The 14,728-nt window shown below is 44.0% G+C and carries 15 protein-coding genes and 1 tRNA gene; 4 read left to right on the forward strand and 12 right to left on the reverse strand.

From position 1 onward, the window contains the following. Window positions 1-2: 2 nt before the first annotated feature. Together QWZ13_RS12450 and QWZ13_RS12455 are read right to left on the reverse strand one after the other, a co-directional pair. On the reverse strand, window positions 3-1,340 hold the full coding sequence (locus tag QWZ13_RS12450) for a Na(+)-translocating NADH-quinone reductase subunit A (RefSeq protein WP_290282048.1): 1,338 nt from the start codon (window positions 1,338-1,340) through the stop codon (window positions 3-5). 77 nt (window positions 1,341-1,417) lie between these two features. Next, the gene (locus QWZ13_RS12455) at window positions 1,418-1,681 is read right to left on the reverse strand and encodes a hypothetical protein (protein ID WP_290282049.1); all 264 of its coding nucleotides are present in this window, start codon (window positions 1,679-1,681) and stop codon (window positions 1,418-1,420) included. Between QWZ13_RS12455 and mfd the strand changes: the two genes are divergently transcribed. After that, on the forward strand, window positions 1,680-5,132 hold the full coding sequence (mfd, locus tag QWZ13_RS12460; protein WP_290282050.1) for a transcription-repair coupling factor: 3,453 nt from the start codon (window positions 1,680-1,682) through the stop codon (window positions 5,130-5,132). The genes QWZ13_RS12455 and mfd overlap by 2 nt on opposite strands. Window positions 5,133-5,142: 10 nt before the next feature. Further along, window positions 5,143-5,991 (forward strand): CsiV family protein, encoded by an 849-nt coding sequence (locus tag QWZ13_RS12465; protein ID WP_290282051.1) that lies wholly within the window; start codon window positions 5,143-5,145, stop codon window positions 5,989-5,991. Window positions 5,992-6,037: 46 nt separating this feature from the next. Here QWZ13_RS12465 and QWZ13_RS12470 read toward each other — a convergent pair whose 3' ends face one another. Together QWZ13_RS12470 and QWZ13_RS12475 are read right to left on the reverse strand one after the other, a co-directional pair. Further along, the gene (locus QWZ13_RS12470) at window positions 6,038-6,793 is read right to left on the reverse strand and encodes an S-methyl-5'-thioinosine phosphorylase (protein ID WP_216001569.1); all 756 of its coding nucleotides are present in this window, start codon (window positions 6,791-6,793) and stop codon (window positions 6,038-6,040) included. Window positions 6,794-6,814: 21 nt separating this feature from the next. Then, window positions 6,815-6,890: transfer RNA gene (locus QWZ13_RS12475), tRNA-Arg, on the reverse strand. 121 nt (window positions 6,891-7,011) lie between these two features. Between QWZ13_RS12475 and QWZ13_RS12480 the strand changes: the two genes are divergently transcribed. Continuing rightward, the gene (locus QWZ13_RS12480; RefSeq protein ID WP_290282052.1) at window positions 7,012-7,557 is read left to right on the forward strand and encodes a YecA/YgfB family protein; all 546 of its coding nucleotides are present in this window, start codon (window positions 7,012-7,014) and stop codon (window positions 7,555-7,557) included. Here the strand turns inward: QWZ13_RS12480 and QWZ13_RS12485 are convergent. Together QWZ13_RS12485 and QWZ13_RS12490 are read right to left on the reverse strand one after the other, a co-directional pair. Beyond that, complete coding sequence (locus QWZ13_RS12485) at window positions 7,467-7,688, reverse strand: hypothetical protein (RefSeq protein ID WP_290282053.1); 222 nt, start codon at window positions 7,686-7,688, stop codon at window positions 7,467-7,469. The two genes, QWZ13_RS12480 and QWZ13_RS12485, sit on opposite strands and share 91 nt — an antisense overlap. Further along, window positions 7,621-7,926, reverse strand: a complete 306-nt coding sequence (locus tag QWZ13_RS12490) for a BolA family protein (RefSeq protein ID WP_290283357.1) — start codon at window positions 7,924-7,926, stop codon at window positions 7,621-7,623. Before QWZ13_RS12490 ends, QWZ13_RS12485 begins: the two co-directional genes overlap by 68 nt. A 69-nt stretch (window positions 7,927-7,995) precedes the next feature. Here QWZ13_RS12490 and QWZ13_RS12495 point away from each other — a divergent pair, with 69 nt between their 5' ends. Then, complete coding sequence (locus QWZ13_RS12495) at window positions 7,996-8,544, forward strand: hypothetical protein (RefSeq protein ID WP_290282054.1); 549 nt, start codon at window positions 7,996-7,998, stop codon at window positions 8,542-8,544. Here QWZ13_RS12495 and QWZ13_RS12500 read toward each other — a convergent pair. The 6 genes from QWZ13_RS12500 to QWZ13_RS12525 all read right to left on the reverse strand — a co-directional run bounded on the left by QWZ13_RS12500 (window position 8,541) and on the right by QWZ13_RS12525 (window position 14,689). Then, window positions 8,541-9,059, reverse strand: coding sequence for a 3'-5' exonuclease (locus QWZ13_RS12500; RefSeq protein WP_290282055.1), 519 nt, complete (start codon window positions 9,057-9,059; stop codon window positions 8,541-8,543). The two genes, QWZ13_RS12495 and QWZ13_RS12500, sit on opposite strands and share 4 nt — an antisense overlap. A 99-nt stretch (window positions 9,060-9,158) precedes the next feature. Then, on the reverse strand, window positions 9,159-10,838 hold the full coding sequence (locus QWZ13_RS12505; protein WP_290282056.1) for a protein-disulfide reductase DsbD family protein: 1,680 nt from the start codon (window positions 10,836-10,838) through the stop codon (window positions 9,159-9,161). Continuing rightward, window positions 10,839-11,723 carry an FAD:protein FMN transferase gene (locus QWZ13_RS12510; RefSeq protein ID WP_290282057.1) on the reverse strand — a complete coding sequence of 295 codons (885 nt, stop codon included), beginning with the start codon at window positions 11,721-11,723 and terminating at the stop codon, window positions 10,839-10,841. It lies immediately after the preceding gene. 3 nt (window positions 11,724-11,726) lie between these two features. Continuing rightward, a complete protein-coding gene (locus tag QWZ13_RS12515) occupies window positions 11,727-13,040 on the reverse strand; it encodes a DUF3570 domain-containing protein (RefSeq protein WP_290282058.1) in 1,314 nt (437 codons plus the stop codon). A gap of 17 nt (window positions 13,041-13,057) precedes the next feature. Next, window positions 13,058-13,270, reverse strand: a complete 213-nt coding sequence (locus QWZ13_RS12520; RefSeq protein WP_290282059.1) for a DUF4266 domain-containing protein — start codon at window positions 13,268-13,270, stop codon at window positions 13,058-13,060. Between the two features lie 72 nt (window positions 13,271-13,342). Continuing rightward, the gene (locus QWZ13_RS12525) at window positions 13,343-14,689 is read right to left on the reverse strand and encodes a DUF1501 domain-containing protein (protein ID WP_353959018.1); all 1,347 of its coding nucleotides are present in this window, start codon (window positions 14,687-14,689) and stop codon (window positions 13,343-13,345) included. Window positions 14,690-14,728: the final 39 nt, after the last annotated feature.

Here is a 14,728-nt window from a genome sequence, read left to right on the forward strand (position 1 = left end):
AATTATCCCTCCAGCTCTATTTTAGTTAGCACATCCCGCAAAATTGGGCCGTACTCATATTTACCTGCACATACATAAGTACACAGCGCGATATCGTCTTCATCTAACTCCAACGCACCCAATTGTTCAGCACCTTCAAGATCACCGGTGACAATGGCACGCAAAAGTTGAGTCGCTAGGATATCGAGAGGCATAACCTTCTCAAACTGGCCAATTGGCAGCATGCCGCGCTCAGAACCATTGGTTGTTGTGGTGAAATCGAACAATTTGTTTTTGAACAAACTAGAGATAAACGTACGTTTCACAGAATGGTTATTCACGCCTAAGCGTAAGAAGTGAATCATTGGGCGAGAATAGTCTTCTGCCAACACACTCAATTGGGTATGGAAACGCCCTAAATAAGCCAAAGGACCTTTACCTGTACGACCACCAAAAACAGAACCTGAAATTAAACGGTTGTCGCCGTCTTTGAGTTCATCTTGAGCAATCATGGTTAAATCGGCGCCCAACTGGGTACGCACGAGTCTTGGCTCTTTTACTTGAGGGCCGGCAATCGAGATTACTCGATTCATATCTAATTCACCGGTTAAAAACAGGTTCGCCATAGCGATTACGTCTTGATAGCCAATAGTCCAAACAGTTTTAGTCGCCGATACTGGCTCTAAAAAGTGGATATGAGTACCAGGATTGCCCGCTGGGTGAACGCCACCGAACTCTTCAACTTGTATGCCACTGGCCGTTGGAATAGACGCGCCAGGCGCTTTACAAAGATAAACTTTGCCTTGCGTCAACTTAGTTAACAACCCCAAACCTAGCTCAAATGCTTCAGCTTGCTCGGCAATTATAACTTCAGGATTTGCGGCAAGTGGATTGGTATCCATGGCTTGAACAAAAATAGCGGCCGCTTCTGAATCAATGGCTGGAGCTTTAGAATAAGGACGCGTTCGCAATGCTGCCCACAAGCCAGATTCTACTAACTGACTTCGAAGCTCTTCAGCACTGATAGAAGCCAATGCAGACTTGTCGAATTTTTTAAATTCGACCGCGTCATTTCCCTGCACTTCTATAACAAGTGACTGAAAAACACGTCGCTTACCGCGATTAATTTCTTTTACAACGCCCGAGGCTGGCGCAGTGTATACGACACCTTCATTTTTCTTGTCAGAAAAAACAGGTTGGCCTTTTTTGACTTGATCGCCTTCACGTACCAGCATCGTTGGTTTCATGCCGTGGTAATCGTACCCGATCAGAGCCACCGTACTAACGGGTCGACCTTCAGAAATTTCCTGGCGGGGTGCGCCGGAGATCGGAAGATCCAAACCTTTCTTGATGGTTATCATAATTATAGTATCCGTTGACTTCGCGAGATCTTTGCTTGGTTTATAACCAATATGACCGCTTCGTTGTCAAATTGCTTTCAGGTAATTCGTGTGCACTGTGGTTCACAGCTACTCGAACACCTCCCAAAAAATCGTGCGATAGTATAAAGATCCGCGCTATATAAGGCCAGCGCGTATTTTACCGCTTGGTTAAAAAAATTTACTCGACCGATTAATTTTTGTACCACTTCAGTGTAGTCGGCCACTTTCATTTGACAAATATTCAATGAATACTCGCGCATGAGTAAGTTTTTACCTAGAATCGCGACTCCATTCGAACAGTACTGTTTCCTATTCGTCATGACATTTTTTACTTTTAAGACACCGAATAAAGCCAGCGATATTAAAAAGATAGGTAATTTAGCGGGAAGCAGCCAAGCACTGTTACTCGTAAACCTTATTGAGCAGCAAGGCGGTACCATTTTTTGTATTGTGAACTCCCCCGCCGAATTAGAATCTCTAGCCTCCGATTTAGCCTGTCTACGACAAAATAACGACTGGTCAATTCAGACCTTTCCAGATTGGGAAACACTGCCCTACGATGGTTTTTCGCCTCATGAAGACATTATTTCAGATCGCTTATCGGTACTGTCATCGTTAGCAAGCCAATCAAACAGCCTCGTTTTGGCCACCGTTTCAAACATTAGCCACCGCTTACCCCCTGTTTCCGCGATCCAAGGAAACCACTTTCATTGGCAAGTTGGTCAAACACTCAATATTGATCAGCAACGGCAACAACTGCAATCTTCTGGTTACCGCGCAACGGAAACTGTATTTGAACATGGTGAATTTGCCGTGCGAGGCTCACTGCTCGATGTTTTCCCAATGGGCTCAGAGCAGCCGGTTCGAATCGAGCTGTTTGATGACGAAATCGAGTCTATTCGTTGGTTTGACCCTGAAACTCAGCGAACAAGTGAACAAACCAACAGCATTACCCTTCTACCTGGACGTGAAGTCCCTTTAACGGAAGCGGGCATAAACCACTTTAGACAGTCTTTTAGGAGCCGCTTTGATTGTGACTTTAACAAGTCGACACTCTATAAAGAAGTTAGTCAAGGTATCGCCAGCCCAGGAGTCGAATATTACATTCCTCTTTTTTACGAAGAGACTGCGAGCTTTTTCGATTACCTCCCAAACAACACAACCATAGTCACGACTGAAAAGCTCAATGAAACTTTTGATCGCTATTGGCTAGAGATTCAAAACCGATATGAAAATCGTCGCCATGATGTATTCAATCCAATTCTAGAACCTAACGAACTCTTTTTACCGCAAGAAGTTTTCTTTGGTCATTTAAAGGCATTTCCACGGATAATGCTTTCGCACCATGCCTTTGACGATTCTCAAGCTTTCAACCAAAACACAGAAAAGCCTTCTGTTTACCCAATTGATCACCGGGCAACAGAGCCTCTTAACAAATTGGAATGCTTCCTAAAAGAAACGGATCATCGCGTTTTATTTTGTGCAGAAAGCGCAGGACGTAGAGAGGCGCTGCGTGAATTACTGGCCCGAATACGAGTAAAACCAACCGATTGCACAAACATTCACGCCTTTTTAGAGCAGCCAGATATAAACATTGGGTTAACCGTAGCCCCGCTATCGACGGGCATGACGTTAACGGACGCCAAAATAACCTTAATTGCAGAAACGCAATTGTTCGGCGAATACGTTGCGCAACGACGCCGACGTAAACCAGGAACACCGTCTGAACAAAGCGATAGCGACCAAGTAATTAAAAGCTTAACCGAACTCAGCATTGGCACGCCAGTCGTGCACTTGGATCACGGTATCGGCCGCTATATGGGTTTAGAAATACTGGATATAGACGGCCAAACTCAAGAATTTTTAAAGCTCGAGTACGCTCAAGGCAGTAATCTCTATGTACCCGTATCGAGTTTGCATTTAATCAGCCGATATTCAGGAGCCGATGTTGACTACGCGCCTATTCACAAGCTAGGCAATGATCGCTGGGCTAAAACCAAGCGAAAAGCGGCTGAAAAGATCCGAGATACAGCCGCAGAATTGCTCGACATTTACGCTCGCAGAGAAGCTCAAAAAGGGTATGGCTTCACTATTGATGAAACCGATACGGCATTGTTTGCCAGTGGTTTTGGCTTTGAAGAAACCGAAGACCAACAAATCGCGATTGATGCCGTAACCAATGATATGCGTCAAAAGCGACCAATGGACAGGCTTGTGTGTGGTGATGTTGGCTTTGGCAAAACCGAAGTCGCTATGCGTGCCGCCTTTATTGCCGCCAACAATGGAAAACAAGTGGCCATTCTAGTGCCCACTACCCTGTTGGCCCAGCAACATTTTGAAGGCTTCCAAGACCGTTTCGCTGATTGGCCATTTAGAATAGAAGTGCTCAGCCGGTTTAACAGCTCTAAAGAAACACAATCGACCTTAGAATCTTTAGCCGATGGTAAAGTTGATATCGTCATAGGAACGCATAAGCTTTTACAAAAGTCAGTGAAATTTAAAGACTTAGGGCTTTTAATAGTCGACGAAGAGCACCGATTTGGTGTTTCGCAGAAAGAGACCATCAAAGCGTTACGCGCCAATGTCGATATTCTCGCTCTCACGGCAACGCCGATTCCACGTACCATGAACATGTCGATGTCTGGTGTACGCGATTTAAGCATCATTGCGACACCGCCAGCCAAACGACTGTCCGTAAAAACATTTGTTCGCGAGAAAGACGATGCGTTAACTAAAGAAGCCATTCTGCGAGAAGTACTTCGAGGTGGCCAAGTGTACTTTTTACACAATGAAGTCAGTACGATTGAAAAAACGCAACAGTATTTAACAGATTTAATCCCCGAAGCTCGAGTGGTCGTTGCTCATGGCCAAATGCCAGAGCGCCAACTTGAACGAATCATGAGCGACTTTTATCATAAGCGATTCAATGTTTTGCTTTGTACCACCATTATTGAAACCGGCATCGATGTACCCAGTGCAAACACGATCATCATTGAACGAGCGGATAAATTTGGCCTAGCACAATTGCATCAGCTTCGAGGGCGCGTCGGTCGGTCACACCACCAAGCTTATGCTTACCTGCTAACGCCGCCTTGGAAAACAATGACCAAAGATGCACAAAAAAGATTAGAAGCTATTGCCGAATCTCAGCATTTAGGTGCCGGTTTCACGTTGGCGACACACGATCTTGAAATTCGTGGCGCAGGGGAATTGCTGGGTGAAGAGCAAAGCGGTCATATAGAAGGTATTGGATTTGCCTTATATATGGATTTACTGAACAAGGCCGTACGCGCCCTAAGAAAGGGTGAGGATATTTCACTCGATGATATAGAAAATCAAGGACCCGATGTTAACTTACGCATTCCTGCCTTGATTCCTGCTGACTATATGGGCGATATTAACACTCGGCTTTCCATGTATAAGCGCATTGCGACTATCACTGATGATGCCAATATGCGTGAATTACAGGTAGAATTAATTGATCGATTTGGTTTATTGCCTGATTCTGTGAAAAACTTATGCCGTTTAACATTGGTTCGCTTAAAAATAGAACAGCTCGGTGCCACACGACTCGACATGAACGATTCGGGCGGTAGCCTAGATTTTGGAAAATCTACCACGGTAGACCCTATTAAAATCGTTCAACTGGTTCAGGCTCAACCACATATTTATAGCCTTGTAAAAGGCACTAAATTAACGTTTAAAGCCGACACTCAAACTGCCGATCAGCGCTTTGAGACGGTCGAAAAACTACTGACACTTTTAAAATAAAGAAACGAACATGATGCGAAATAACTTAACGCTGGCGACCTTATTATCACTGTCTTTGTGGTCGGCTACCGTACATGCCGAAGACCAAGCTGAAGAACGCTGGTTCCAAGTGGAAATCATCGCTTTTACCAACGCCGATGTTGAAACAGATTCACCCGAGGCTTGGCCTAGCTACTCGACTATAGAAACACCAGAGCAATTCATTCAAATTAAAGGGGTAACTGAGTTGCTGACCGCAAATTCGGCTCAGGAACCGACAGAAGAAGAATTAGCCGAGCTAGAAGAAGCGACGTTAGAGCCCCAAATGACAGAAATAAACTTGGAGGCATTTGTCGCACTGTCTGAATTTGAACGCCAACTTAATGTACAGCGCTTGTCTTTAGAAGGCAGTCGAAGTCATCGAGTACTGTTTCACGAAGCTTGGAATCAGCCGGTACCTAACAGAGACAACGTTATACCAATCCGTATAGATGGTGGTGAAAAGTACGGCCGCCAAGCTGAATTACAAGGCTATATAGATTTATATGTTGAACGCTATTTACATCTCAACACTCGGCTGACGTTTTTAGAATACGCAAAAAGCCAAGATCCATTTAGTTTTTTTAGTGAATCCAATACTTCCGGATCGGCTACAGATGCCGTAGATGATTTTGGTGGCTTGTCGCTTATTAATGCAGATTCACTTTTGAACAATCGTGTTAGCCGTAAATCGGATGACTATTTTATATCGACCAGCGCTGCGGCAATGAACGAGAACCGAAGAATGAGAAGTAAAGAGTTGCATTACTTCGATAACCCAAAATTTGGACTCATCGTGTTAATAACCCCAATTGAACTAAAACAGCCTGATGAAAACTAAAAATCAAAAAAGCCGACTAACGTCGGCTTTTTTTAAGCTGATTAAATTACTCTGATTCGTAATAATCGCTAACTACCTGCCCTAATATTCTACGTACTTTTTGCATTCCCACGGCTAAATTTTCATCGATCTCGCGAATGGTGATGGCACCACGTCCTTTACCAGACGCCGGATTCACGATTAAGGACAAGCTCGCATAATTCAATTTAAATTCACGTGCTAAGCTTGCTTCTGGCATGCCTGTCATGCCAACAATGTCACACCCATCGCTCTCCATTCTAAAAATTTCAGCCGCTGTTTCTAAGCGAGGGCCTTGAGTGACGCCATAAACCCCACCATTTAAAACCTTTTCACCAACCTTGCCTGAAGATTTAATCAACAAGTCTCTCAGTTCTTCAGTGTAGGGGTAACTAAAATCAACATTCGATACGGGTGCGAACTCCCCATCAAAGATGGTTCCTTCACGACCGTAGGTGTAATCGATAATTTGTTTCGGTAACACAAGTGTACCGGGCTTCATATTTTTTGTAATACCACCTACCGCATTGACGGCAATAACATCTGTAGCATATAGGTTTTGAAGCGCCCACAGGTTGGCACGATAGTTAACTAAGTGTGGTGGAATTCTATGCGGGTGACCATGACGAGCAATAAACAACACGCGCATTCCATCGAGTTCACCTTCCAAGACAGGGGCTGATGGTGCGCCAAATGGCGTCTGAATATCGTGAGCATTTGAAATTGTTAATCCGGCAAGCTGAGTTAAACCGGTACCGCCGATAATGGCTAAAGACTTTGACATGATCACCTCTTGATTAGTTTGTGGCCTCCCCGCAGGGACTCGAACCCCGATCTACCGCTTAGGAGGCGGTGGCTCTATCCAGTTGAGCTACGGGGAGGCAGAACTCGCTAGATTGTAGCGAGCAGCCGTGCAGAATAAAAGACCGATTCGCATTTCCTTTTCGTGATTCTTTAAATTACGCGTATAATATAAAAATAAATCTCAAAAGGTTCCAAATAATGTCCGAAATTGATGTAGACCAGCTGGCCGACTGGTTGGAAAGTGAACAACGCAGTGAAGATTGTTTCGACATTCATGGCTTACATGGTTATTTGACTGCGTTAGCCATTTGCTCAGAGCCCGTTTCCGATGAATGGCTAGCAACCGCCATTGATCAGCCATTAACAGAGCTTGAAGAATCCGAAGCCATCTACTTTGCAAATACGTGTGTGGCTCTGCATGCACAAATTGCAGAAGAGCTCTATTCTGATGATGCGATTACATTAACATTTGAACCGACCGTTGATTACCAAGAGTCTGACATGGAAGCTTGGTGCCAAGGCTTTATGGAAGTTGTGTTTGAATTGCCAGAGCACTTCCAGCACAAAGACGAAGAGCAAATGTCGGTACTTATGCTGCCTATTGAAGTAGCATCGGGCTTTTTTGCTGAAGAACCAGACTTTAAACAGTTTTATCAACAGAAATCACTGTTGAAGCAAATGTTCGATGAAATACCGGACATTCTAACCGACCTATACCTTTTGTTGAATGTACCAACAAAGTAACAGGTAACCGTGCAATAAGCCTCGAAGCGAACCACACGTTCGCGCGAGGCATAGCTATCTGAATTAAGACTTCGAACCGCCCAAGCAATTTGGTGAATCTGGTGAACTGCCTTGCCACTCTTGCGTGTCATAGGCGTGAATCGCCAACGCATGAACCTTGCCGGGCTGCAATTCTTCTTGTAATAGTGCGTAAATCATTTGATGGCGCTTTACTGACCTTACCCCACCAAATTGATCGCTAACAATTGTCACCTTAAAGTGAGTTTCACTGTTTTTCGGTACAGAGTGCATATGACTTTCATTAATAACTTCAATAAAACTAGGGTTTAACACGGTTAGTTTTGCTTCAATTTGAGTTTGAATCGACACAGGTGACTCCAAATACAGTACAATAATTTCTATATAATAACGCAACTGTTAAAACTATAAGAGGATTTCATGACAAATCGCGCTCAAGAATTGATTAAAAATTTCTACGAAGAAGAAGCTCTCCGCAAAGAAAGCGAGATTACCTTTAGTGACTTTAATGTTCGGTTAAATAGCTCGGATATTGCTATGTTGGACATTATTGCTAAGCGCTTTGGTAAAACCTCTGATCGTGTCGCTGCCGACGCATTGTCTGCTGCGCTGTACTCAATGGTAGAGGCGTTAGAAACTTCTGAGCGAAAGCAGCTAGCTAAGGAGGCCGACGAGCTGAATGAATCCTTAGCAAAAAAAGCCGCGAAAAGTAACGGAATGGCCGATTATGATGAAAAATCTGTTACTTGGACTATGAATGATCGCGCCATAACCCGAGAAGAAAATAGACGTAAAAAAGAGCAAGAATCCAATCAGGCCACTCAGTCAACCTCAGCCCACACAGAGACCGCAATTGAAGCGTCAGAATCGTTGGTTACCGTAGAGAGCCTTCCTGACAACGCAGAAAGCCAGAGCACCTACGCTCCAGCGTCTGATCAACATACAAATAATTCGGTATTTAGTAGCTAAAGATCGGCATTTTCTATTTGTTCAGAGACAAAGGTTTTTTTATAGGTCTCCTGAATCAGAAATGCATCAATGCCCGCTCGATGATCGGGCAACTCACGGTGCATTTCAATTTCAGCTTTAGTTTGATCCCAATGTTCTAATTGGTACTCTGATAATATTTTAGGCAAGGTGTCTAATTTAAAAAACATTTTTCGACCCGACACATAATACAGCAGATTCAACCAGCCTGAATCGAATCCCCAGCCATCACTGTATAGCATTTGACCTTCAAAAAGTTCGTTGAGTTTGTCGGCAATCTCGGATGTAGGCAAGCCTTCTTTCAACAATTTCTCACGCGAAATGCCATGCAATGCCTCGGCTTCTTCTCGCCAATGCACCCAGTCATCTTCCGGTCGAATCAACCAAGAATGTTGACGTCCCGCTTCTGTCATTACGCCTATTTCAATGGGGTAACTGCCCTTACCAAAACCAGAGGCCTCGATATCTAAAATGGCTGGTAAGCTAAATTGTTCCAACGAAAAACCTTCTTCACCTAGAAATGTTGATTTAATGGTCGAGCAAACTCAAAGCATAGCTTGTCTTGTTCACTTTGACCATTGGCTCTAGGCAATTTACTACAGTGTTTCTCCCCGAAAGGTCTCGGCAACTAAACCAAAACTGAGGATCTGCGGTAATACTAAGGCTTCAGAGGCACCCTTATGGTAATAGGCATACAATGGCACGCCATCACGATTGAACCCTTCAATGAGCTTATCGACCGCTGGCGATGGGTTCGTCCAATCGGCCTTTACTAGCACCACCCCTTCTTCTTTAACCAATTGATTAAAACGATCTCCCGAAAGTGCAACGCGTTCGTTTGCTTTACACGTAATGCACCATGCGGCCGTTACATCGATAAAAACGGATTTGCCTTGGCTTAAAGACTCTTCAACAAGCGATTCACTGTAGTCGACCCATAAATCTTCTTTTTCTCGGTAATCGAACAAAGCAAACAAGGCTAAAACTACAAACGACCACCTTACGATCCGTTTGAACCACGCAAGGCGCACACTTTGAATTTCATTTACCGTCAACACGGGCCAAATAGCAATAGAGAGAGCAATCAGCCCAAGACCTACCGTTAATAAAGCATCGGTTCCTTTAATTTCTACTAATACCCAAGTTAGCCACAACACCGTGGCAAACAAAGGAAAGGCCATTAACTGCCTAAACACATTCATCCAAGCACCAGGCTTAGGCATCAGCGCACCTAGGTTCGGCAGTAGTGTAATCAGTAAAATGGGTGCCGCCATACCAAATCCCATGGCGGCGAAGATTAGTAAGCTTACATAGGCCGGCTGTAGCAACGCAAAACCAATTGCAGAGCCCATAAAAGGAGCCGTACAAGGTGTCGCGACTACGGTAGCAAGTACGCCAGTAAAGAATGAGCCCGATAGTCCAGACTTCTGCGTGAGCCCTTGCCCGACACCCATTAAGTTTTGGCCAAACTCAACGTAGCCAGTCATGGTGAGAGACATTAAGAAAAACAAGGCGATGAGAAACGAGACAAAATAAGGTGATTGCAATTGAAAGCCCCACCCCGCCCAGTCACCAAAATAACGAATCAATAGCAAAACACCCGCAACTGCCACAAAACTTACTATTACCCCTACGGTATAGGCTAATCCGTGTGCGCGCGCTTGCTGCTGATGCTGTCCTAGTTGTGCCATTTGCATTGCTTTTATTGACAAGACCGGAAATACACAGGGCATTAGGTTTAAAATGAGTCCACCAATCATCGCGAAGATGACGGCTGTTACAATAGTGAGATTTGAATCACTAGCTTGAGGTAGATCGGCAATTAAAGAGTCACCTAAATCTAAACTGGTTCCTATATTGCTGCTCGGGGCTGCTATTGGCTCACCCGTTAATGAAAAGTATCGTTTTTGAGGCGGGTAGCACAAGCCAGCATCGGCACAGCCCTGAAAGGTAACTTGAATACTGCCATTCTCAGCGATTATCGCGTGCGTTGCCGTCATAATATTATAAAAAACGGCCATGTCCTCGCCAAAATTAGGGTCGAATTTTATTTTTACATTGTCACTGAATTCTGCAGCACCAAGCTTAGCGCCCTCAATCCCTTTTATTGAGTAACGATCTCGATACAAATAATAATCGGGCGCAATTTCAAAACTAAACATGAGTGAATTATCGGTGCGCTCCGTGGAGATTTTGAAGGCATCGTCAACGTCTAAAAACTCACTGGCAAACAAGGGGTTAAACAATAATAAAACTAAAACGAGTAGCGACTTCATTTAAACCTCAATACTTCCAAAAATAGAACTGTCTTTTCTTATGGCTAAGTATGGCAAAGCTATTTCATCTAGCCACTCTTTTGCACGCTCACCTTTTAACATGGCAATTGTTGTGATGCTACCGGCCATTATGCAGTTTTGTGTAATGACCGAAACGGACGCCAAGCTTTCTGTATCTGGCCAGCCTGTTAACGGGTTTATTAGGTGATGGTAACGCTTACCATTAATAAGCATGAATCGCTCATAATCTCCGGAGCAGGCTATTGCCCCACCTTCTAGGTTTACCGTTGCTATAACCTTACCCTTAGCACGTGGATGCACGATTGAAATAGGCCATGGTTGCCCTTCTACTTGCCTTCCCGTTACAGCAATGTCTCCAGCTAAATTTACCAGACCGGTAGCCCGATGCTCTTGCAATAACGCAACCAAACGATCTGCGGCAAATTCTTTGACCAGCCCGCCAAAATCAAGTTCCGTTCCTTTCAATAAATTGACACTTCGACCATTCCAACCAACCTTGTGCCAACCTACTTTGTCTTTAACCGTTAAGATTTCAGATTCTTTAGGAGTTTTTCCAGACTTAAAATCCCATATTTCTCTGAAACTGCCGACGGTAATATCAAATAGGCCATCACTAATTTCAAAACATTGTTGGGCGTAATTAAGCAGTGCAGTGGTTTCATCATCAAGATCTGAGCCGTTATGTTCGCCACGATTAATTTGTGACACCAAGCTCGAAGCTTTAAACCGACTGAATTTAAGTTCTAACCGACGCACTTCTTGTTCGAGAGTGCGCTTAATATCATCAGCCTGTTCTGAGTGATGCCAAAAATAGATTGCACAGGGGCCGCCCATGGCCACAAATTGATGATTGTGCTTAAACATTGATTAAAACTTATAATCTAAGCCCGTAGTAAATCGCCAATAAGCCGGCAAACCCGGAACTTCGCCAATAGCTGGATCATCAGAGAAATTAAACCCATAGGCAGGGTTACCCGCATAGCGTTCTGCCAATGCATTCCAAGCAAATTGCTTGTAAGTCACTTTGAGCCGCGCCTTCAAACCTAAGGCACCATACCAAGACAATCGCGGATCGCTTGAATAATACTCTGTTGTATTTTCATCGTAAGCCAACCCTCCAGGGTAATCAGCTAGGTTTGGAACTTCATAGAAAAAAGCTGAATTTTGTTGGTAGTAGCGAATGCCCGGTGCAACCTGAATGGTTATATCGTTATTAGTAAAAAACTTGATATTGGGTGCAAATGTTTTATACACATCAAAATCTAACGTGTGAGAAGCTACATCCCAGGTATCTAAATACAATCGGTAATCTGCGTGCACGTAGGCATCATATTTAGGTAAATACTTACGACCACCAAGCGCTAGTGTACCAGCGGCACGGCTAGATGGCCGAATATCACAGGGTACGTTTTCAGCGTGGTCACATATATCACGATACGGATCCGATAAATAACCCGCTTTATAAGTAAAAGAGACCGCAGCTTGAACTACCGTATTCATATCAATTACTTGGCCAACACCTTCAAACACAGACACTTGCCACTTTGTTTGATTATAGGCGGCTAAACGCCCCGCCGAAACATTGGCCTTTTGCGCATCTGATAGATCACCAATATCAATGGTTTCACCTTTACTATTTTTGATTCCAGAATTTGGATTTAACCAATCGTATCCAGCACTGAGCCCACCTGAAATAGTAGTCATTTGATCATTAAATTGCATCGACCCATCAAGGTTGCCACTAAGCGCTAAGTAATCTCGCTCTTTTGAAATATAAGCACCCGCGCCAATATCAGCTTCTGAAAAATAGTAGCGAGCCGAGGTAGTTGCATCAAAGCGACGCTCTTCAGAAGCCCCACTGTAATAGGTAGACACTTCGTCTTCACCATCGGCAATGTATGATGCGGCTGGAGAAGATCCAGACATGTATTCATAGCTCACTTCAGCGTTAACCGCTAAATGCTGATCAATTGGGTGCAATAAGTGAAATTGATGGACTTGAATATTGTATCGTGGATTGGCGGTATTTGAGTCATCTCGTGCAACATCGGATTTATCTTCTTGGTAAAAGGTGTACCGATAAGATGCTTCTGATTCGGCCGGGCCCGCGGCTGAAATTTGAGCGCTCATTCCCGGAATAGCCAACGCGCTGCTGGCTAATAGTTTTAATTTATTTGACATAACAACTTCCATTTAAATTAGTTACAACCACACCCACCGCCTGCAGCGGCTGTACCACCCGAAGAGGCCTCTTTTGCAAAATATATATGGCCATCTAAGGTACTTTCGAGTCTATCTGGTGCCCAACTCATTTCGGTTTTGGCGAGTGTCCCCCGTTGCCACGGACTGACCGTAGCGCATCCGGAGAGCACAACCATTAGTGCGCAGATTGCAACTAATTTATACTTCATGGATTGTCCAACTTCTTTTTAATAATTAATGGACGAGAAAACTCGCTAAGTTTTATCGGAATAATACCGACATTAACCCAGCATATTTAACTCATCAACTTCTATCGGAAACTGCAAAGCTTCCGCTGTATTATGTATCCCTGCTTTTTTACGCAATTGATCGTGTAAGTGTGCAGCCGTCATTCTGCGTGAACCGCCTATTGTTAAGTCTGTGCCACTATTACTGACCTCAACGGCACTCACTAGACCATCCGTTGCGTTTACAACCGTTCCACCTGCAACGTGGTTTCCAAATAATAAATAACTGGTTACAGCCCAATGGTCCTTACCGTTGCCATCGTTAAACCAAGGCGTACGACCAAAATCAGACCCCGCAATTACCGTCGTTTGATCGGCAATACCATAAGCATCGAGCGCTTTAAATAAAAAATGCATATCTTGCAGAACGGTTCGAATACGATTGAAATGGTTAGCATCATGATTGCCGTGAGTATCGAAGCCTCCAAATCCTACTTGCATAGACGAAGCCATTCCGGCAGCAAAACCAGCAACACCAACTCGCATATGACGACGCGTATTGTTATTGGCCAGATTTTCTACAGCTATTTGCTCTGCTGTTGATGGATTTAAAATATCATTCGCAACAGCCGAAAACTCTTCACTACTTTCACGCACCATATACAATTGGTTTTGCAATTGCTGACGTAAAGGTAAGTTTTCTTTTTGAGCTTGAATTTGCTTCCGAATCGCTTGAGCCGTTTCTAATTCGGTATCGACAAAATCAACCATTCCGTCTTTTGGATCGGCTAAAATACCGAAAAAGTTTGCATCACTGGCGGATGAGCGAGCCACAATTCCGGCAGATTCATCATTACCGCGACCATCCGTCATCCAAGCTAATGGCCTGTCTGCACCCTTCACGGCGGCATACAAAGCACTAAAATCAGGGTAGCCCATAGACATACTTCCGGTATCAGCATACCGAGTGCCTGTATCGTGGGAGTTCGTTTGGTTATCGACACCATTTAGAACACGCATCTGGTGAGCGTATAAGCATACGAATGCATCGTAGCGGAATAAATTAGCCGCCATATTAGCACCTGCTGTACCAATATCTGTAATAGCTAAATCGCGATCAACTAATCCCGTAAGTTCTCCAACTACAATAGTAGTAGCAGTGCCCTCGAGAATCGCTTCGGCATTAGTTCGAATGTTAGCTTTATCTGCAGCAGCCCAATCTAAACCCTCTGCTGCGATAGTAATTGTATCTCCAGCTAAACTACCCGCTAAAATGCGCTGAATGTGTTCTATTTTGAGACCACGGTTTGCATCGCCATTATCATTAACCTCTATATTGTCTGGGTCAACAAGATTATACGTGCCTAAAAAAGGTGCATAGGTTAATTCATCGGATACCATACCTTCCCCAATATAAACATCTACAGCTCTACGAATGGC

Origin of the sequence: Reinekea marina (assembly GCF_030409715.1) — a bacterium.
In the GTDB taxonomy this organism is placed as follows: domain Bacteria; phylum Pseudomonadota; class Gammaproteobacteria; order Pseudomonadales; family Natronospirillaceae; genus Reinekea; species Reinekea marina.

Excerpts from the sequence above, each read along its gene's own strand:
- QWZ13_RS12450 (WP_290282048.1), bottom strand. The coding sequence starts at position 1,340 with ATGATAACCATCAAGAAAGGTTTGGATCTTCCGATCTCCGGCGCACCC.
- mfd (WP_290282050.1), top strand. The coding sequence starts at position 1,680 with ATGACATTTTTTACTTTTAAGACACCGAATAAAGCCAGCGATATTAAA.
- QWZ13_RS12455 (WP_290282049.1), bottom strand. The coding sequence starts at position 1,681 with ATGACGAATAGGAAACAGTACTGTTCGAATGGAGTCGCGATTCTAGGT.
- QWZ13_RS12465 (WP_290282051.1), top strand. The coding sequence starts at position 5,143 with ATGATGCGAAATAACTTAACGCTGGCGACCTTATTATCACTGTCTTTG.
- QWZ13_RS12470 (WP_216001569.1), bottom strand. The coding sequence starts at position 6,793 with ATGTCAAAGTCTTTAGCCATTATCGGCGGTACCGGTTTAACTCAGCTT.
- QWZ13_RS12480 (WP_290282052.1), top strand. The coding sequence starts at position 7,012 with ATGTCCGAAATTGATGTAGACCAGCTGGCCGACTGGTTGGAAAGTGAA.
- QWZ13_RS12485 (WP_290282053.1), bottom strand. The coding sequence starts at position 7,688 with ATGACACGCAAGAGTGGCAAGGCAGTTCACCAGATTCACCAAATTGCT.
- QWZ13_RS12495 (WP_290282054.1), top strand. The coding sequence starts at position 7,996 with ATGACAAATCGCGCTCAAGAATTGATTAAAAATTTCTACGAAGAAGAA.
- QWZ13_RS12505 (WP_290282056.1), bottom strand. The coding sequence starts at position 10,838 with ATGAAGTCGCTACTCGTTTTAGTTTTATTATTGTTTAACCCCTTGTTT.
- QWZ13_RS12510 (WP_290282057.1), bottom strand. The coding sequence starts at position 11,723 with ATGTTTAAGCACAATCATCAATTTGTGGCCATGGGCGGCCCCTGTGCA.
- QWZ13_RS12515 (WP_290282058.1), bottom strand. The coding sequence starts at position 13,040 with ATGTCAAATAAATTAAAACTATTAGCCAGCAGCGCGTTGGCTATTCCG.
- QWZ13_RS12520 (WP_290282059.1), bottom strand. The coding sequence starts at position 13,270 with ATGAAGTATAAATTAGTTGCAATCTGCGCACTAATGGTTGTGCTCTCC.
- QWZ13_RS12525 (WP_353959018.1), bottom strand. The coding sequence starts at position 14,689 with ATGGTATCCGATGAATTAACCTATGCACCTTTTTTAGGCACGTATAAT.